This is a genomic window from Streptomyces sp. NBC_01446, assembly GCF_026340095.1.
GTDB classification, from domain to species: Bacteria; Actinomycetota; Actinomycetes; order Streptomycetales; family Streptomycetaceae; genus Streptomyces; species Streptomyces aureus.
Genome location: NZ_JAPEPO010000002.1, coordinates 1,082,756 through 1,101,766 on the forward strand (window position 1 = coordinate 1,082,756; position 19,011 = coordinate 1,101,766).

15 protein-coding genes are annotated in these 19,011 nt (G+C 70.4%); 10 read left to right on the forward strand and 5 right to left on the reverse strand.

What is annotated here, in order from left to right:
• The first annotated feature begins 99 nt into the window (after nucleotides 1-99).
• The 4 genes from OG456_RS42695 (at nucleotide 100) to OG456_RS42710 (ending at nucleotide 4,124) form a co-directional block, all read left to right on the forward strand.
• The gene (locus OG456_RS42695; protein ID WP_266570462.1) at nucleotides 100-1,776 is read left to right on the forward strand and encodes an FAD-dependent oxidoreductase; all 1,677 of its coding nucleotides are present in this window, start codon (nucleotides 100-102) and stop codon (nucleotides 1,774-1,776) included.
• Nucleotides 1,773-3,236 carry an ATP-binding protein gene (locus OG456_RS42700; RefSeq protein WP_266570464.1) on the forward strand — a complete coding sequence of 488 codons (1,464 nt, stop codon included), beginning with the start codon at nucleotides 1,773-1,775 and terminating at the stop codon, nucleotides 3,234-3,236. Before OG456_RS42695 ends, OG456_RS42700 begins: the two co-directional genes overlap by 4 nt.
• Nucleotides 3,233-3,583 (forward strand): UBP-type zinc finger domain-containing protein, encoded by a 351-nt coding sequence (locus OG456_RS42705; RefSeq protein ID WP_266570465.1) that lies wholly within the window; start codon nucleotides 3,233-3,235, stop codon nucleotides 3,581-3,583. The genes OG456_RS42700 and OG456_RS42705 overlap by 4 nt, the downstream gene beginning before the upstream one ends.
• Nucleotides 3,584-3,818: 235 nt before the next feature.
• Nucleotides 3,819-4,124 carry a cupin domain-containing protein gene (locus OG456_RS42710; protein ID WP_227299348.1) on the forward strand — a complete coding sequence of 102 codons (306 nt, stop codon included), beginning with the start codon at nucleotides 3,819-3,821 and terminating at the stop codon, nucleotides 4,122-4,124.
• Between the two features lie 25 nt (nucleotides 4,125-4,149).
• Here the strand turns inward: OG456_RS42710 and OG456_RS42715 are convergent, their stop codons facing one another.
• Nucleotides 4,150-4,602 (reverse strand): hypothetical protein, encoded by a 453-nt coding sequence (locus OG456_RS42715; protein ID WP_266570466.1) that lies wholly within the window; start codon nucleotides 4,600-4,602, stop codon nucleotides 4,150-4,152.
• Nucleotides 4,603-4,781: 179 nt separating this feature from the next.
• Between OG456_RS42715 and OG456_RS42720 the strand changes: the two genes are divergently transcribed.
• Together OG456_RS42720 and OG456_RS42725 are read left to right on the forward strand one after the other, a co-directional pair.
• Nucleotides 4,782-5,867, forward strand: coding sequence for a dihydrodipicolinate reductase (locus OG456_RS42720; protein ID WP_266570467.1), 1,086 nt, complete (start codon nucleotides 4,782-4,784; stop codon nucleotides 5,865-5,867).
• Nucleotides 5,867-6,346 carry a carboxymuconolactone decarboxylase family protein gene (locus OG456_RS42725; RefSeq protein WP_266570778.1) on the forward strand — a complete coding sequence of 160 codons (480 nt, stop codon included), beginning with the start codon at nucleotides 5,867-5,869 and terminating at the stop codon, nucleotides 6,344-6,346. The genes OG456_RS42720 and OG456_RS42725 overlap by 1 nt, the downstream gene beginning before the upstream one ends.
• Before the next feature lie 39 nt (nucleotides 6,347-6,385).
• Here the strand turns inward: OG456_RS42725 and OG456_RS42730 are convergent, their stop codons facing one another.
• Entirely contained in the window at nucleotides 6,386-8,029 is a 1,644-nt protein-coding gene (locus OG456_RS42730; protein WP_266570468.1) for a GMC oxidoreductase, read from the reverse strand.
• A 325-nt stretch (nucleotides 8,030-8,354) separates the two neighbouring features.
• On the opposite strand from OG456_RS42730, the gene OG456_RS42735 reads away from it, so the two are divergent.
• The 3 genes from OG456_RS42735 (at nucleotide 8,355) to OG456_RS42745 (ending at nucleotide 15,114) form a co-directional block, all read left to right on the forward strand.
• Nucleotides 8,355-12,425 carry a Pls/PosA family non-ribosomal peptide synthetase gene (locus tag OG456_RS42735; RefSeq protein WP_266570469.1) on the forward strand — a complete coding sequence of 1,357 codons (4,071 nt, stop codon included), beginning with the start codon at nucleotides 8,355-8,357 and terminating at the stop codon, nucleotides 12,423-12,425.
• A 105-nt stretch (nucleotides 12,426-12,530) separates the two neighbouring features.
• Entirely contained in the window at nucleotides 12,531-13,868 is a 1,338-nt protein-coding gene (locus OG456_RS42740; protein ID WP_266570470.1) for a M1 family metallopeptidase, read from the forward strand.
• Nucleotides 13,869-13,878: 10 nt separating this feature from the next.
• Nucleotides 13,879-15,114, forward strand: coding sequence for an epoxide hydrolase family protein (locus OG456_RS42745; protein WP_266570471.1), 1,236 nt, complete (start codon nucleotides 13,879-13,881; stop codon nucleotides 15,112-15,114).
• 29 nt (nucleotides 15,115-15,143) lie between these two features.
• Here OG456_RS42745 and OG456_RS42750 read toward each other — a convergent pair whose 3' ends face one another.
• Nucleotides 15,144-15,764 (reverse strand): L-threonylcarbamoyladenylate synthase, encoded by a 621-nt coding sequence (locus tag OG456_RS42750; RefSeq protein WP_266570472.1) that lies wholly within the window; start codon nucleotides 15,762-15,764, stop codon nucleotides 15,144-15,146.
• A 151-nt stretch (nucleotides 15,765-15,915) separates the two neighbouring features.
• Here OG456_RS42750 and OG456_RS42755 point away from each other — a divergent pair, with 151 nt between their 5' ends.
• Nucleotides 15,916-16,554 carry a LysE family translocator gene (locus tag OG456_RS42755; protein WP_266570473.1) on the forward strand — a complete coding sequence of 213 codons (639 nt, stop codon included), beginning with the start codon at nucleotides 15,916-15,918 and terminating at the stop codon, nucleotides 16,552-16,554.
• Nucleotides 16,555-16,568: 14 nt separating this feature from the next.
• On the opposite strand, the gene OG456_RS42760 is transcribed toward OG456_RS42755, so the two are convergent.
• Together OG456_RS42760 and OG456_RS42765 are read right to left on the reverse strand one after the other, a co-directional pair.
• A complete protein-coding gene (locus tag OG456_RS42760; RefSeq protein WP_266570474.1) occupies nucleotides 16,569-17,192 on the reverse strand; it encodes a class I SAM-dependent methyltransferase in 624 nt (207 codons plus the stop codon).
• Nucleotides 17,193-17,381: 189 nt separating this feature from the next.
• Nucleotides 17,382-19,010 (reverse strand): MFS transporter, encoded by a 1,629-nt coding sequence (locus tag OG456_RS42765; RefSeq protein WP_266570476.1) that lies wholly within the window; start codon nucleotides 19,008-19,010, stop codon nucleotides 17,382-17,384.
• Nucleotide 19,011: the final 1 nt, after the last annotated feature.

Genomic DNA, 19,011 nt, shown 5'->3' on the forward strand with positions numbered 1-19,011 from the left:
CGAACTTACGATGGGGTTTGTTCTCCGGCCGCTCCCGCGCGCACGTCCGCGGGAACCGGCGCCGGAGCGAGACGCCGATGAGTTCGGGGTGGAAGACGCATGGCACAGGCCGCAGGCCCAGCGCGCACCGTCATCCTGACCGTGGACGACGACCCGGGGGTCTCCCGCGCCGTCGCCCGTGACCTGCGGCGACGCTTCGGCGAGTCATACCGCATCGTCCGCGCGGAGTCCGGGGCGTCCGCCCTGGACGCGCTGCGCGAGCTCAAGCTGCGCGGCGACCTGGTGGCGGTGATCCTGGCCGACTACCGGATGCCCGAGATGAACGGCATCGAGTTCCTCGAGCAGGCCATCGACATCTATCCGGGCGCGCGCCGGGTCCTGCTGACCGCGTACGCCGACACGAGCGCCGCCATCGACGCGATCAACGTCGTCGACCTCGACCACTACCTTCTCAAGCCATGGGACCCGCCGGAGGAGAAGCTCTATCCCGTCGTGGAGGACCTGCTGGAGACGTGGCGGGCCACCGACCGCAAGCCCGTGGCGACCACGAAGGTCGTCGGGCACCGGTGGTCGGCCCGGTCGTCGGACGTACGGGAGTTCCTCGCCCGCAACCAGGTGCCGTACCGGTGGTACTCGTCCGAGGATCCGGAAGCACGCTGTCTGCTGGCCGCCGCCGGGCAGGACGGCTCGCGGCTCCCGCTCGTGATCACCCCGGACGGCACCGCGCTCGTCGAACCCGAGGACGCCGAGCTGGCCGCGCGGGTCGGCCTGGCGACGACGCCGACGGCCGACTTCTACGACCTGGTCGTCGTCGGCGGCGGCCCCGCGGGGCTCGGCGCCGCCGTCTACGGGGCGTCCGAGGGACTGCGGACCGTGCTCGTGGAACGCTCGGCGACCGGCGGGCAGGCGGGCCAGAGCTCACGGATCGAGAACTACCTCGGCTTCCCGGACGGTGTGTCCGGGTCCCAGCTCACCGAACGCGCCCGGCGCCAGGCCGCGCGGTTCGGCGCCGAGATCCTCACCGCACGTGAGGTGACGGGCCTGGAGGTGAACGGGCCCGCGCGCACCGTGCTGTTCTCCGACGGCTCCGCCGTCTCCGCGCACAGCGTGATCCTCGCGACCGGAGTGTCGTACCGGCAGCTCGACGCCCCCGGCCTCGCGGGACTCACGGGGTGCGGGGTCTTCTACGGTTCCGCGCTGACCGAGGCGAGCGCCTGCCAGGGCCAGGACGTGTACATCGTCGGTGGCGCGAACTCGGCGGGTCAGGCCGCCATGTACCTGGCCAGGGGCGCCAAGTCCGTCACCCTCCTCGTACGGAGCCCGTCGCTGTCCGCCTCGATGTCGCACTATCTCGTCCAGCAGATCGAGGACGCGCCCAACGTCTCCGTACGCACCGGCACCGTCCTCGAATCCGCGCACGGATCCGATCATCTAGAACAGCTGACCCTGCGCGACGTGGCGAGCGGGGACACCGAACTCGTGGATGCGCAGTGGCTGTTCGTGTTCATCGGGGCCGCGCCGCTGACCGGCTGGCTGGAGGGGACGGTGCTGCGGGACGGGCGGGGGTTCATCATGGCCGGTCCCGACCTCACCCCGGACGGACGGCCGCCCGCGGACTGGGATCTCGACCGGCCGCCGTACCACCTGGAGACCAATGTGCCCGGTGTGTTCGTGGCCGGGGACGCGCGCTCCGAGTCCGCCAAGCGCGTCGCGTCCGCCGTCGGAGAGGGAGCCATGGCCGTCATGCTCGTGCACCGGTATCTGGAGCAGCCGTGAACGGGCGGCCGGTTCCGTGCAACCGCGAGGAACTGGGCTCACTGTTCCTGTTCGAGAAGCTCGACCCGGACCAGCTCGACCGGCTGTGCCGCGAGGGCCGCGTGGAGGCCTTCGATCCCGGGCCCGTGTACGCGGAAGGCGATCCGTCGACCTGCTTCTACGTACTCCTCGCGGGCACGCTCGTCCTGTCGCGCCGCGTCGGCGCCGACGACGTGGAGGTGAACCGGAGTTCCAGCCGCGGTGTGTACGCGGGCGCCTTCCAGTCCTATCTCGGCGATCGCGCCCCGCAGACGTACAACAGCTCGATGCGGGTCACGGAGCCCTCGCGGTTCTTCATCCTGCCCGCGGACACCTTCGCGGACGTCGTGCGGGAATGGTTCCCCATGGCCGTCCACCTGCTTGAAGGGCTGTTCTTCGGTGTGCGGAACACCCAGCAGACGATCGGCCAGCGGGAGCGGCTGCTGGCGCTCGGCTCGCTGTCCGCCGGGCTCACCCACGAGCTCAACAACCCGGCCGCGGCGGCGGCGCGTGCCACGTCTTCACTGCGCGAGCGGGTCGCGGGCATGCGGCACAAGCTGGGCGCGATCGCCTCGGGCCCGTACCGGCGGGCCACGCTGGAGACCCTCATCGAGATCCAGGAGCGGACGGCCGAGCAGGTGTCCAAGGCTCCTGTCCTGACTCCTCTGGAGACCTCCGACCGCGAGGACGTCCTCACGGACTGGCTGGACGACCACGGGATCACCGCCGGCTGGCAGCTGGCGCCGAACTTCGTCCAGGCCGGCCTCGATGTCGACTGGCTCGACCAGGTCGCCACGGCCGTCGGCGAGGAAACCCTCGAAGGCGCCATGCGGTGGCTGAACTACACGGTCGAGACCGAACTCCTCATGAACGAGATCGAGGACTCCACCGCCCGGATCTCCCACCTCGTCGACGCGGCCAAACAGTACTCCCAGATCGACCGGGCCCCTTCCCGGTTCGCCGACGTGCACGAACTGCTCGACAGCACGCTGATGATGCTCTCCGGCAAGTTCGGGAACGGAATCAAGGTCGTCAAGGACTACGACCGCACACTGCCCGAGGTCCCGGCCTACCCCGGCGAACTCAACCAGGTGTGGACGAACCTCGTCGACAACGCGGTCGCGGCGATGAACAGCACAGGCGGCGAGGGCACGTTGACAGTGCGCACCGCGCTCGACCGTGACCATCTGCTCGTGGAGTTCCGCGACACGGGGCCGGGGATCCCCGCGGACATCCGTGGCCGCATCTTCGACCCGTTCTTCACCACCAAACCGGTGGGCGAGGGAACCGGGCTCGGCCTGGACATCTCCTGGCGCATCGTCGTCAACAAGCACCACGGCCAGCTCGAAGTGCACTCCGAGCCCGGAGACACCCGCTTCCAGGTGCGTCTCCCCCTCACGTCCACGAACCCCGAATCCGACCCCCCACAGGAGCCTTCATGAGTACCACGAACGGAATCGACCCCTCGGTCCCGCCGAGCGGCACCGGATGCGTCGAGTGCGACGCGGCCGGCGGCTGGTGGTTCCATCTGCGGCGCTGCGCGCAGTGCGGCCACATCGGCTGCTGCGACGACTCACAGGGCAAGCACGCGACGGATCACGCCAAGACGAGCGGCCACCCGGTGATCCAGAGCTTCGAGCCGGGCGAGAACTGGTTCTGGGACTACAACACGTCCTCGCTCATCGAGACGGGCCCGGACCTCGCTCCCCCCGTCAGCCATCCCGAGACACAGCGGACCCCCGGCCCCGCGGACCGAGTCCCCTCGAACTGGGCCGAGTTGCTGGGCTGACGGGCATCCCTGGACGGAAGAGCGCCGGATCAGGCCGACTCCGGGGCCGTGAACGACACGTCCGCCGAGTGCGTGGTCGTGTCCGCGTCGCTGCCGAGCGGACCGTCGGAGCCGCGCGCCTCCACACGGTTTCGTACGCCTCCGAATCCTGTGATCCACTGACCTCGGATGCCGATCAGGCCTCTGACGTGGGCATGGAGCCGACGCCCCGTGATCGACAGCAGGGAGAGTTCCGATGACGACGACCGCGAAGCCGAGCGTGCAGCACGAGGACGAGCAGGTACGGGTGACCCGCTGGGACTTCGAGCCCGACACGCGTACCGGCCGTCACGTCCACGAGCACGACTACGTGGTCGTGCCCGTGGTGGACGGCCGGATCAGCGCGTTCGCCCCCGACGGCACCGTGACCGAGTCACAGCTGCGCGCCGGCGAGTCCTACGCGCGCCCGGCGGGCGGCGAGCACGACGTCGTCAACACGGGCGGCACGTGGCTGGCGTTCGTCGAGATCGAGCTCAAGGGGACGTCGAAAGCCGTGGCGTAGCGCCCCGTCGCTCACCTGAGGGCGGTCACTTGACGAGGTACTTGCAGCCCGCGATCGACTTGCCGTCCTTGTTGTCCGCGACCTGCTTGCCGTCGACCTTGATGACGCAGGAGGCCGGCACGAGCTGTCCGTCCGAGCCGGTCACCGAGCCGGGGACGACCGACACCAGGCTGCCGACCTTCAGTTCGGCGCCCTTGACGGTCAGTTGGATCGTCTTCGTCCAGGGCAGGTTCACCTGCTCCGTCTTGCTGTCTCCGGCCGTCCACAAGACCTGCGTACTGCCCTGGCCCCGCACCTCGAAGGTCACTTCGCGGGTCGCCTCCTGACCCCCGGCCGGCTTCGAGGCGGCGGGCGAGGGGGCCTGCGACGTGTCCTGCTTCGCCCCCGCCCCCTTGCTGTCTCCCCCGCCGCTGCCGCACCCGGCCAGCAGAGCGGCTGTCGCCGCGACCAGAGCAATACCGGTTACCGTCCTGCGCACATTTCCTCCGTGATCCCCGTACAACTCAGCATGTCGGCCCGGGCACACCTCGCCCGGGCCGAACTGCTGAGCATAGTGGGGCGCCCGGGACGGTCACTCGGTGCGTAGGCCGTCGGTCGGCATCTCCCGAACACGTCATGTGTCTAGGAAGGTTCGGGTCCCGGCGCTACTCTCCGCGCATGATTTCGACCGTTGTCTGGGGTACCGGAAATGTCGGGCGCGCGGCCATCCGTGCCGTCGAGGCCCACCCGGCACTGGAGCTCGTCGCCGTACTGGTCCACGACCCCGCGAAGGTCGGCCGCGACGCGGGTGAACTCGCGGGCCTCGCCCACGAGTTGGAGGTCAGGGCGAGCGACGACATCGAAGCGGTGCTGGCCGCCCGGCCCCGGGCCGTCGTGTACGCGGCCTCCGGCGACATCCGCCCCGACGACGCCCTCGCCGACATCACCCGGGCCCTGCGGTCGGGCGCCGTCGTCGTCTCTCCCGCCCTCTATCCGCTCTACGACCACCGCGGCGCGCCGCCGGAGTTCCGGGATCCGGTGGTGGCCGCGATCGCGGAGGGCGGCGGCTCCCTGTTCGCCTCCGGCGTCGACCCGGGCTGGGGCAACGACGTCCTGCCGCTCCTCGTCAGCGGGCTCGGCAGCACCGTCGACGCGATCCGCTGCCAGGAGATCTTCGACTACTCGACGTACGACCAGCCCGACTCGGTACGGCTCCTGGTGGGCATGGGCCAGCCGATGGACTACGACCCGCCCATGCTGTGGGAGACCGTCCCGACGATGGTGTGGGGCGGGCAGATACGTCTGATGGCGCGGGCGCTCGGGGTCGAACTCGACGAGATCCGCGAGACGTTGGACCGCCGCCCGCTCGACACCACGGTGAGTACGCGCACGATGGGCGACTTCGAGGCGGGCACACAGGGCGCCGTACGGTTCGAGGTGCAGGGCATCGTCGGGGGCGAACCCCTCATCGTCATCGAGCACGTCACCCGCATCCACCCGTCCTGCGCGCCGGACTGGCCGACGCCCCCCGACGGCACCGGGGCGCACCGGGTGGTCATCGAGGGCCGTCCGCGCATCGAGGTCACCGTCGAGGCCGCGGACGAGGGCGAGAACCGGTCGGCCGGCGGCAACGCCACCGCGGTCGGCCGGCTGGTGAACGCCATCGACTGGCTCGTGGACCAGGCCCCGGGCCTCTACGACGCGCTCGACGTCCCGCTGCGCCCCGCAGTCGGAAAGCTCGGCCATCGCGGAAGGAAGCAATGATGATCATCGAGATCCCCGAGGGACAGGAACCGATCGGCTACGTCTGGGGGGACATGGTCCCCGGTATCGGCATGGCGGCCGCCAACTTCTCGCTGTCCGTGTACGCCCATACGACGCTGGGCCTGCGGGAGTTCGAGGCGGCACGGCTGCGGATCGCGCAGATCAACGGGTGTCAGTTCTGCCTGGACTGGCGTACCGACCGGGACGGGGAGAAGGTCGAGGAGTCCTTCGCGGACTCGGTGACCGAGTGGCGCACCAGCGACGCCTTCGACGACCGCACGCGGCTCGCGGCCGAGTACGCCGAGCGGTACGCGCTCGATCACCACGGTCTGGACGAGGAGTTCTGGTCCCGGATGACCGCGCTGTACAGCCAGGTCGAGATCGTGGAGCTGAGCATGAGCATCGGTTCCTGGCTGGCGTTCGGCCGGCTCAACCATGTGCTGGGCCTCGACACCGCGTGCGTCCTGCCCACGGCCTGAGACGCGGGGGCCGCGGCCGGCCCCCGCGTTGTGCATCCACTACAGATCAGTGGCGATGATCTTCTCGATGTTCCGCTCGGCGAGCGCCGTGATCGTCACGAACGGGTTGACGCTCGTGTTGCCGGGGATCAGCGAGCCGTCGATGACATAGAGGCCCGAATAGCCGTGCAGGCGGCCGTAGTTGTCGGTGGCCTTGTTCAGGACCGCGCCACCGAGCGGGTGGTACGTGAGGTGGTCGCCCCAGATCTTGTACGTGCCGAAGAGATCGGTGCGGTAGATCGTGCCCTCCTTCGCGTTGATCTTGTCGAAGATCGTCTTGGCCATGTCGATGGAGGTCTGCTTCCAGGCCGTCTGCCAGTTCAGATCGGCCCTGCCCGCCTGGGCGTTCCACGAGAACTCGGCACGGTGCGGGGTGTTCGTGATCGACAGATAGAACGAGGCGTAGGTCTCGATCCCGGTCGGCAGCGGCGCGACCTCGGCGAACGCTCCTCCGGCGGCCCAGTTGTCGATGCCGCCGCAGGGGATCGACGCCTGGACCTTGCCGGTCGGGTCCCACAGGTGGTTGGCGCGGCCGCACATGACGTTGCCGTTGTCGCCCCAGCCCTTGCCCACCTCGCCGTTCAGGGCGGGCAGGGCGCCGGTGGCCTTGAGCTCGACCAGGAGCTTGCTGGTGCCGACGCTGCCGGCCGCGAAGAACACCTTGTCCGCGGTGACGGTCTTGGTGGCCGTGGTCGTGCCGGTGGTGTCGATCTGCTCGATGACGACCGTGTACCCGCCGCCGGGTGCGGGCGCGACCGAAGTCACCTTGTGCAGCGGCGAGATGGAGACCTTGCCGGTGGCCGCGGCCTGGGCCAGGTAGGTCTTCTGGAGTGACTTCTTGCCGTAGTTGTTGCCGTAGAGGATCTCGCCGGCGAGCGCCGACTTGGGGACGGTGCCGGCCGCTTCCTGCTTCATGTAGTCCCAGTCGTACACGTCGGGCACGAAGACGAACGGGAAGCCGGAGCGCTGGGCGTGCTTACGGCCGACGCGCGCGAACTGGTAGCACTCGGCACTCTCGAACCAGGCCGGGTCGACGGTGCCGACGCCGAGCGCGGCGTTGGCGCGCGGGTAGTACGTCGCGTACATCTCGCCGGCGTCGACCGACGGGAGGATGGCGCCGAAGTTCTCGCGCTTGGGCGTGACCGCCATGCCGCCGTTGACCAGGGAACCGCCGCCGACGCCGCGGCCCTGGTAGACGACGATCCCGCCCATTTCCTCGGCGTCCAGAATTCCGGTGTAGCGGGGGACGTCTTTGTCGAGCGGGAAGCCGAGGAAGTTGCTGAGGGGCTGTTTGGTCTTGGTCCGGAGCCAGTAGGAACGGGCGTCCGGACTGGTCGTGTTGGCGAATATCTTGCCGTCCGGTCCGGGGGTGTCCCAGGCCATCCCCATTTCGATCATGTGGACGTCGACACCCGCCCGGGCGAGTCTCAGCGCTGCCACGGAGCCGCCGTATCCCGTGCCGACGACGAGGGCGGTGACGTGCGCGCCGGAGTCGATCGGTGCGCCGACGGGGGCGGTGGCCGCATGGGCCGCGGGGGCGTGGGCCGACAGCGCCGCGGCGCTCAGAATAGAACCGGTTCCAGCGATAAAAGTGCGTCGCGAGACGTTCCTGGAACCGATTGCACGCGTGGTGGAACCACTCATGGCACGTTCCTCACTTTCGATGGAATCGAAACGAGTTCTACTGCTGTTCGCGCATCAAGTCACTACACACGAACAGGTAATTCATGTGCGTCGAATAGGTAACTCGCGTCCACTCGCCCCCGGGTGCGCCGACGGCCCCGGGCGGGCTGCCGGCGGCCGCGGAAGAGTTAGCACTGTCACACAGATCCAGGCAAGTCCCTCCATGTAAACAATCGAGCGGGTTACTACACTTCGTCAGGTTGTTCGGCGCCCGGCCGGACCGGCAGCACGGCTTTCATGCGGGATCACCGTTGATCCAGCTCCGGCGGCGACACGCAAGGAACCCATGACGACCTCAGACAACGGCAGCGACGTCCCCCCGCTGGACAAACCGCTGCCCGGCACGGTGACACTCGACGACGCGGCGGGCGTCGTCGTGGAGCGCGAGGCGCCGCCGGTCGAACCCCTGAACCTGGCCGAACCGCTGGACCTGACCGTCACCACCCCCGACGCGGAGTCCTTCGAGGACTGCGCCGTCGCGGCACGCGGCGGCACAGCCTTGTTCACCGCGGGACCGGCCGCTCCTCCCCGCACCCTCATGAACATCTTCGGCGCGTCCGTGCGCGACCACCGCGACGAGGTGGCCCTGGACGACGGGGCGAAGCAGCTCACGTACCGCGCGCTCGCCGACGAGGTGGAGAACCTGCGGGTGCGGCTCGCGCTGGCCGGGGTCCGCAGGGGCGACCGGGTCGGGGTCCGCGTCCCGTCCGGGACCAATGATCTCTACATCGCGATCCTGTCGGTACTCGCCGTCGGTGCGGCCTACGTCCCCGTGGACGCCGAAGACCCGGACGAGCGCGCCGAGTTGGTGTTCGGCGAAGCCGGGGTCCGCGCCGTCATCGGCGCCGGCCACGACCTGACCGCGTGGGGACCCGACGGTAAGGAGGAGGGCGGCGCCAGGACTCCCCGGGGATCCGCCGACTGTCTGCCCGGCACCGACGACGACGCCTGGATCATCTTCACGTCCGGCTCCACCGGGAAGCCCAAGGGCGTCGCGGTCTCGCACCGCAGCGCCGCCGCCTTCGTCGACGCCGAGGCCGCGCTGTTCCTCGCCGACGAGCCGATCGGCCCCGGCGACCGCGTGATGGCCGGTCTGTCCGTCGCCTTCGACGCGTCGTGCGAGGAGATGTGGCTGGCCTGGCGCAACGGCGCCTGCCTGGTGCCGGTGCCGCGCTCCCGCGTCCGCAGCGGCGCCGACCTCGGGCCCTGGCTCGTCGAGCAGGACATCAGCGTCGTGTCCACCGTGCCCACGCTCGCCGCGCTGTGGGAGCCCCAAGTCCTCGACGACGTACGCCTTCTGATCTTCGGCGGTGAGGCGTGCCCGCCCGAGCTGGCCCAGCGCCTGGTCACCGAGGGCCGCGAGGTGTGGAACACGTACGGTCCCACGGAGGCCACGGTCGTCGCCTGCGCGTGCCTCATGACCGGCGAGGAGCCGGTCAGGATCGGACTGCCGCTGGAAGGCTGGGAGTTGGCCGTCGTCGACGAGGCCGGCGACCCCGTCCCGCTCGGCGCCACCGGCGAGCTCGTCATCGGCGGCGTGGGCCTGGCCCGCTATCTCGACCCCGCCAAGGACGCCGAGAAGTACGCGCCGCTGCCCTCCCTCGGCTGGGAGCGCGCCTACCGCAGCGGCGACCTCGTCAAGGCGGACCCGGAAGGCCTCGTGTTCCTGGGGCGCGGGGACGAGCAGATCAAACTCGGCGGGCGCCGCATCGAGCTCGGCGAGGTCGATGCGGCTCTGCAGGCACTGCCCGGCGTCGCCGGGGCGGCCGCCGCCGTGCGCACGGCGCGCAGCGGCAACCAACTGCTCGTCGGCTACGTCGTCACGCAGGACGGCTGGGACCGCGCCGAAGCCGTCGAGCGCCTGCGGGCCGCGCTGCCCGCCGCCCTGGTGCCGCTCCTCGCCCCTGTCGAGAGCCTGCCCACCCGCACGTCCGGCAAGGTCCACCGCGCCGCCCTGCCCTGGCCGCTGCCCGACCTGGAGACGTCCACCGGACCCACCGAGCAGCTGTACGGCACGGAGGCGTGGCTCGCCGAACAGTGGGCGCACACGCTCGGGGTGTCCGTGACCGGCGCCAAGGACGACTTCTTCGCGATCGGCGGCTCCAGCCTGGCCGCCGCCCAGCTGACCACCCGGCTGCGCACCCGCTACCCCAGCGCCGCCGTCCTCGACATCTACCAGCACCCGACGCTGCGCAAGCTCGCCCGCCATCTGGAGGAGTCCGCGCAGGGCACGGAGGCTCACCGAGACGTCGGGCCGGTTCCGGTACGCGCCCAGGTCCTCCAACTCCTCCTTCTGGTCCCGCTGTTCACACTCGTAGGGCTGCGATGGTGCGTGGCTCTGGCCGCGCTCGGCAACGTCCTGCACTCGTTCGGGGCCTATGCCTGGGCTCCGGCCGTGTCCTGGTGGTGGGTGGCCGCGGGGGCGGCGGTGCTGTTCAGCCCCGCGGGAAGGCTCGCGATCGCCGCGGGAGGCGCACGGCTGCTGCTGCGGGGCGTCGGGCCCGGCACGTATCCACGCGGCGGCCCTGTCCATCTGCGGCTGTGGACTGCTGAGCGGCTCGCCGAGTACAGCGGCGCGACCTCGCTGACCGGCTCGTGGCTGCTGCGGTACGCGCGCGCCCTCGGCGCCCGGATCGGCGCCGACGTGGACCTGCACTCGCTGCCGCCGGTGACCGGCATGCTCAAGCTGGGGCGCGGCTGCGCCGTCGAGGCCGACGTGGACCTCTCCGGACACTGGCTCGACGGCGACCGTCTGGTGATCGGTGCCGTCAAGGTCGGCGGCGGAGCGGTCGTCGGCACCCGCAGCCTGCTGTTCCCCGGTGCGCGCGTCGGCAAGAAGGCCGAGGTGGCCCCCGGATCCGCGGTGACCGGCCAGATCCCGACCGGCCAGCGCTGGGCCGGCTCCCCCGCCGTGAAGCTGGGCAAGGCCAAGCGGGACTGGCCGAAGCAGCGGCCGAAGCGCTCGTACGGGTGGCGGCTGATGTACGGCGCGTCGGGCCTCGCCCTCTCCGCGCTGCCGGTGCTCGCGGCCGTGCCCGCACTCGCGGTGGCGCTCCGCTTCGTGCCCGCGGACGCGGGTCTCGACGAGGCTCTGCGCGGCGCCCTGGTCGCGGTGGTGCCCGCGGCACTGGCCTTCGGATGCGCGTACGCGCTGCTGCTGGTGGGCGCCGTGCGGCTGCTGAGCCTCGGACTGCGGCCGGGCCTGCATCCGACGCACAGCCGCACCGGCTGGCAGGCCTGGACGGTCACGCAGCTGATGGACGCGGCCCGGCAGACGCTGTTCCCGCTGTACGCGGGCCTCGTCACCCCTCTGTGGCTGCGGCTGCTCGGCATGAAGATCGGCCGTCGCGCGGAGGTCTCCACGGTCCTCGCCCTGCCGAGCCTCACCACGGTCGGCGACGGGGCGTTCCTCGCCGACGACACCCTGACGGCTCCGTACGAACTCGGTGGCGGCTGGGTCCGGATCGGGCGGGCGGCGATCGGCCGGCGGGCGTTCCTCGGTAACTCCGGCATGACCGGGCCGGGCCGGAGCGTCCCCGACGGAGGTCTGGTCGGTGTCCTGTCGGCCGCCCCGAAGAAGGCCAAGAAGGGCACCTCGTATCTGGGGCTGCCGCCGATGAAGCTGCCGCGCGCTCCCGAGGGCGGCGACCACTCGCGTACGTACGACCCGCCGGCGCGGCTGGTGTGGGCGCGCGGCGCGGTGGAACTGTTCCGGCTCGTGCCCGTCTTCTGCTCGGCGGCGCTCGCCGTGCTGACAGGCGGGGGACTCTGTGCGCTCGCCGGGCCGGCGGGCGTGGGCTGGTGGGGTGCCGCCGCTCTGTCCGGGGCCGTGCTCCTCGGCGCGGGCGTCGTGGGCGCGTTGTCCGCGGTCGCCGCGAAGTGGCTTCTCGTGGGCCGGCACAGGGCCGGTGAGCACCCGCTGTGGAGCGGCTTCGTCTGGCGCGACGAGCTCGCCGACACGTTCGTCGAGGTGGTCGCCGTGCCCTGGCTGATCGGCGCGGTGCCGGGCACCCCGCTCATGACGCTGTGGCTGCGCGGCCTGGGCGCGCGCGTCGGCCGGGGCGTGTGGTGCGAGAGTTACTGGCTGCCGGAGACGGACCTCGTGACCCTCGGCAGCGCGGTCAGCGTGAACCGTGGCTGCGTGCTGCAGACGCACCTCTTCCACGACCGGATCCTGCGGATGGACAAGGTGACGCTCGGCGGGGGTTCGACGGTGGGCCCTGGCGGAATCGTCCTGCCGGGCAGTACGGTCGGCGCTCGCGCCACTCTGGGCCCCGCGTCCCTGGTCATGGCCGCGGAGTCCGTACCCGACGACACACGCTGGCTGGGCAATCCGATCGAGGCCTGGCGGTCCTAGAAGGGCGGACACACCTTAAGGTCGGTCAGGGCTTCGATGCGTACGGCACGGGGTGGGGGGCACGACACAGACACGTTGAGTACGGCGCAGGGAGTGGACACTTCAGTGAGCGGCCAGACAGCGGCTTCGGAGCCGTACTTCCCCGGCCACGGCGACCCCCGCTACCGGGTGCACCGCTACGAGCTGTCCCTCGACTACCGCCCCGGCCCCAACCGCCTCGCGGGGAACGCCCGTATCAGCGCCATAGCGGGCCGGGCTCCACTGACCGAGTTCCAGCTCAACCTCGAGGCCTTCCGGCTCGGCAAGGTGCTCGTCGACGGCCGGCAGCCGCGCTACACGCACCGGGGCGGCAAGCTGCGGATCCGGCCCTCGAAGCCGCTGCGGGCCGGCGCCGCGTTCACCGTGGAGGTGCACTGGTCGGGCAATCCGAAGCCGGTCAACAGCCCCTGGGGCGGCCTCGGCTGGGATGAACTGAGCGAGGGCGCGCTCGTCGCGAGCCAGCCCGTCGGAGCACCGTCCTGGTTCCCGTGCAACGACCGGCCCGACGACAAGGCCGCCTACCAGATCTCCCTCACGGTCCCCTCGCCGTACACGGTGGTCGTCGGCGGGCGCCTGCTCACGCGCACGACGAAGTCGTCGACGACGACCTGGGTGTACGAGCAGCCGGCACCGACGCCGAGCTATCTCGTGGGCCTCTCGATCGGCATCTACCAGACGGTCCTGCTGGGCGAGCCGGGGCTCGGCGGTGTGCCGCAGAGCGCGTACGTCCCTGTGCGTCTGCTGTCGGAGTTCTCGCGGGACTTCGCCCGGCAGCCCGAGATGATGCGGCTCTTCGAGGAGCTCTTCGGCCCCTATCCCTTCGGTGAGTACGCTGTCGTGGTGGCCGACGAGGACTTCGACGTCCCGGTCGAGGCGCAGGGGCTCTCCCTGTTCGGCGCCAACCACGTGGACGGCGCGCGGGGCTGGGAGCGGCTCGTCGCGCACGAGCTCGCCCACCAGTGGTTCGGCAACAGCCTCACCATCGCCGACTGGCGGGACATCTGGCTGAACGAGGGCTTCGCCAAGTACGCGGAATGGCTGTGGTCGGAGCGCTCGGGCGGCCGCGCCACGCAGGAACTGGCCGCCGCCGCACACCGGGAACTCTCCGCGCTGCCACAGGGCCTGCTCCTTGCCGACCCGGGCCGCAAGTCGCTGTTCGACGACCAGGTCTACGAGCGCGGCGGGCTGACCGTGCACGCGATCCGCTGCGCGCTGGGCGACGAGCCGTTCTTCCGCATGGTGCGCGACTGGGTCTCGGCGCACCGGCACGGTGTGGTGACCACCGAGGCGTTCACGGCGCACGTCGCCCGTTACACGGCGGCGCCGGTCGGCGACCTCATGACGGCGTGGCTGCGCCGCAGGCCGCTTCCGCCGCTCCCGGCACTTCTCGTCCCCTACAGGTAAGGATTCCCCCGTGGCTGACGGTGTACCGCGCTTCCCCCTGGATCCCACGCCCGTCCACGTGCCCGACGCCGTCCTGGAGGACCTACGCCGGCGCCTCGACATGACGCGCTGGCCCGACGACGTCGGGAACGGCGACTGGTTCTACGGAGTCGACCGCGGCTACCTGCAGGAGCTGGCCGAGTACTGGCTCCACAGCTACGACTGGCGCAAGGCCGAAGCCGCGATCAACGCCTACGAGCACTACCAGGTGCGCGTGGACGGTGTCCCGGTGCACTTCATGCGCAGGCCCGGGGCCGGCCCGAACCCCACCCCACTGATCCTCACCCACGGCTGGCCCTGGACGTTCTGGCACTGGTCCAAGGTCGTCGACCCGCTCGCCGACCCCGCGGCCTTCGGCGGGGACCCGGCCGACGCATTCGACGTCATCGTCCCGTCCCTGCCCGGGTTCGGCTTCTCGGCGCCGCTGCGCGACCACCCCGACATGAACTTCTGGAAGGTCGCCGACCTCTGGCACACCCTCATGACCGACACCCTCGGCCACACCCGGTACGCCGCCGGAGGCTGCGACATCGGCGCCCTGGTCACCGGTCAGCTGGGCCACAAGTACGCGGACGAACTCCTGGGCATCCACATCGGATCGGGCCAGAAGCTCACCTTCTTCAACGGCGACCGGGCCTGGGACCTGAGTGGCGGCCAGCCCATCCCCGACGGACTGCCCGACGACATCCGCGCCCGGATCCTGGCCCTCGACCGCCGCTTCGCCTCCCACCTCGCCGTCCACGTCCTCGACTCCAGCACGCTCGCCTACGGCCTGAGCGACTCCCCGGTCGGCCTGCTCGCCTGGATCCTGGAGCGCTGGGTCAGCTGGAGCGACCACCACGGCGACATCGAGACCGTCTTCACGAAGGACGACCTCCTCACCCACGCCACGATCTTCTGGGCCTGCAACACGATCGGCACGTCGACGCGGTACTACGCGAACGCCAACCGCTACCCGTGGGCGCCCGCCCACACCCGTACGCCCGTGGTCGAGGCCCCCACCGGGCTGACCTTCGTCGCCCACGAGAACCCGCCCGGTGTCACGACGGCGCAGCAGCGCGTCGACAACTGGCTCGCGAGCGACCGTGCCGACTGGTACCACCACGTCAACGTCAGCGCTCATGACGAAGGCGGGCACTTCATCCCGTGGGAGGTCCCCGACGCCTGGGTCGACGACCTGCGCCGCACGTTCCGCGGGCGGCGCTGAGCGGCGGCGCTGAGCGACGGCTCCGACCGCTACTCGAACCGCGAAGGGTCGCCCGCCCCGCGCCGTACGATCTCCGTCTCGCCGCCGGAGAAGTCGATGACCGTGGTCGGCTCGGTGCCGCAGTCGCCGGAGTCGACCACGACGTCGACCTCGTGGTCGAGCCGCTCCTTGATCTCCCAGCCCTGCGTCAGCGGCTCTTCCTCGTCGGGCAGGAGCAGCGTGCTGGAGAGGATCGGCTCGCCCAGTTCGGCCAGCAGGGCCTGCACGACGGCGTGGTCGGGGATCCGGACGCCGACCGTCTTCTTCTTCGGGTGCAGCAGCTGGCGCGGCACCTCCTTCGTGGCGGGCAGGATGAAGGTGTAGCTGCCGGGCGTCGCCGCCTTGATCGCGCGGAACACGTCGTTGTCGATGTGCACGAACTGCCCGAGCTGGGCGAAGTTCTGGCACATGAGCGTGAAGTGGTGCCGGTCGTCGAGGTGGCGGATCGCCCGGATCCGGCTGATGCCGTCCCGGCTGCCGAGCCGGCACCCGAGGGCGTAGCAGGAGTCGGTCGGATACGCGACGAGTTCGTCGGCGCGGATGCTGTCGGCCACACCGCTGATCGTGCGCCGCTGGGGGTTCTCGGGGTGTACGTCGAAGTACTTCGCCATTCGCCGAGTGTAGTGGCCGAGGGAGTGAATGGATCTCCGAACGGGGGCGGCTCTCCCCCGAAAGTAGTCCCCGAAAACAGAACGGAAGACCCTGGCTGATGTGCGAAAAATCCCGTGCGGGTAGGACGCGCAGAGGTGTTGTATGAGTTCCATGGTGTCTTCCGACCGACTGCTGGCCTTCGCGGCCATGTCGTTCCTGCTGATCGTGATTCCGGGTCCCAGCGTGCTGTTCGTGATCGGGCGGGCGCTCTCGCAGGGGCGCCGCGCCGCGCTGACCACGGTCGTGGGCAACACGCTCGGCGCCTACGTGCTCGTCGTGGCCGTGGCGCTCGGTGTCGGCGCCGTCGTGGAGCGCTCGGTCCTCGTCTTCACCACGCTGAAGCTCGTGGGCGCCGCGTATCTGGTGTACCTCGGCGTCAAGGCGGTGCGTCAACGGCGGTCGCTGCACGCCGCGTTCACCGGTGACGGGGTCGCGCACGGCAGTCTGCGCACGTTGTGGGAGGGGTTCGCCGTCGGTGTGGCCAACCCGAAGACGATCGTGTTCTTCGCCGCCGTGCTGCCGCAGTTCGTGGACCGCGGCCAGGGACACGTCACCCTTCAGATGCTGCTGCTCGGCCTGGTCTTCAACGTCATCGCGGTGGTGTCCGACAGCGTGTGGGGCCTGGTCGCGGCGACGACGCGGAGCTGGTTCGCCCGCTCGCCGCGGCGGCTCGGCATGGTCGGCGGTGTCGGTGGGCTCACGATGATCGGCCTGGGTGTGACGGTCGCGGCGACGGGCCGCGCCGACTAGGGACATACGCCTGCCTACGGCGCAAGCGCGACGCCCAGGGAGTTGGCGCCGATGGGCTTCGGTGCGCCCTTCTCGTAGAAGACGTCGAGTGCCGTGATCGTGAATCCGGCCTCCGCCAGCAGGTCGGTGATCGGGCGCGTGAGGTGACAGCCGCCGAAGAGCCGCTTGTTCACCGGTTCCATGCGTCGCTGCCAGCGGCGTACGTTCTCGTCCTCTTTCGGTGCGAGCCCGTGTTCCAGGAAGTGCAGTGTCCCTCCGGGCCGCAGCACACGGCGCACTTCGCGCAGCGCGGCCCCGGCGTCGGGGATGGTGCACAGCGTCCACGTCGACAGGGCGGTGTCGAAGCAGTCGTCCTCGAAGGGCAGCGACTGGCCGTCCGGGCCCGCGCGGCGCACCGGGACGGATGCCGCGCCGACCCGCTCGGCTGCGAGTCGCCATCCGACGTCGGAGGGTTCGATCGCGATGACGCCCTCGACGGTCGACGGGTAGTAGGGGACGTTGTGTCCCGTGCCGAACCCGATCTCCACGACCTGGCCCCGCAGCCCCTCGCAGACCCGCCGCCGCAGCGGTGCGGCCATCCTCACGCCACAGGCGACATCGATGATCCGGGGCAGCACCTGCTCGGCATAGAACCCCATGGCGGTCCTCCAAGTCTCGCTTCCAGCATGGCACCGCGGTGGCCACCGAGCGACGTTGCGGAACCGCGATCTCCCGAACCGCAACCATGACTGTTCCCGAGCGGTCCCATCCGTAGCTCACCCACGGCAGGTCGGATCCAGTTCCTGGACCCGTCAGGGCTCGGGCTCCCGCCGCGTACCGCGTAGGGCTCAGCCGTCCGGCGGTGGACCGTCACGGGTGGCCCGGCTCGTCGGCGAGGCACTGGACGCCGCGCGGCCCGCGCTCTCCTCGGCGGGCACGAGGGGCATGGTGCCGCCCTGGAGCCGTTCCAGGTCGGAGGCGCGTACCTGGATGACGACGAGGGCGATCACCGCGGCGGCGACGGCGAAGACGGCGGCGACGACGAAGGCACTGGAGATGCCCGACGCGAGCACCTGGTCGCCCCAGGGAGACGGGAGTTGCCCGGTCCTGCGGAACTGGAGCTGCTGGGCCGGGGTCGCCTGCGACAGGAACTTCGGCACCTGGTCCTGGGCCTCGTTGCGGCTGGCCGTACCGAAGACCGTGACCAGGATGGACAGGCCGAGCGAGCCGCCGACCTGCTGGTTTGCGTTGAGCACTCCGGAAGCCGCTCCCGAGTCCTTCGGCGCCACACCGGAGAGCGCCATGAGAGTCAGCGACACGAACTGCAGGCCCATTCCGCAGCCGAACACCAGCGTGGGGCCGAGGATGCCGCCCACGTACGTGCTGTTGACGTCGGTCATGGTCAGCCAGGCGAGGCCCAGGGCAGCCAGGACCGCGCCCACCACCATGAAGGGCTTGGGCCCCCACCTGGGCAGGAACTGCGAGGCGATTCCCGCGGCCACCGCGATGATCGCGCTGATCGGCAGGAAGGCGAGGCCGGCCCGCAGCGGGCTGAAGCCCAGGATGTTCTGCACGAAGAGGGTCAGGAAGAAGAACATGCCGAACATCGCGGCGGCCAGGCACAGCATCATTCCGTAGACGCCCGCGCGGTTGCGGTCGCGGAACATCCACAGCGGGATGACGGGCTGTTTCGACCGGCTCTCGATGGCGATGAACGCGGTGAGGAGGACGATGGCGGCGCCGAACGCGCCGAGGGTCAGGCTGTCGCTCCAGCCGTCCTTCGAGGCGCGGATGAAGCCGTAGACGAGCAGCACCATGCCGACGGTCGAGGTGAGCGCGCCGAGGATGTCGAAGTTGCCCGGGTGGCGTTCCGACTCCCTGATGCAGCGAGGTATGGCGAGCGCGATCAGGATGCCGATGGGCACGTTGACGAAGAGGACCCAGCGCCAGTCGAGCCACTCGACGAGCACACCGCCCGCGATCAGGCCGATCGCGCTGCCGCCCGCGGAGACGGCGGCGAACACGCCGAACGCCCTGTTCCGCTCGGGCCCTTCGCGGAAGGTCGTCGTGATCAGTGCGAGGGCGGTGGGGGACGCGATGGCACCGCCGACGCCCTGCAGCGAGCGAGCGGCGAGCAGTTGCCACGACTCCTGCGAGAGGCCGCCGAGGAAGGAGGCGAGCACGAAGAGCAGGACGCCGGCCATGAAGACGCGGCGCCGGCCGAGGATGTCACCGAGACGCCCGCCGAGCAGCAGCAGACCGCCGAAGGTCAGCGTGTACGCGTTGATCACCCAGGACAGGTTCTCGGTCGAGAAACCGAGCGCGGTCTGGATGTGCGGGAGAGCGATGTTCACGATGGTGATGTCGAGGACCACCATCAGCTGGCACGAACAGATGACGAGTAGTGCGATCCCCCTGCCGTGGCCCCGCGCCGGGGCTTCGGCAGGCTTCGAGGGTGTCGACTGAATACCCGACATG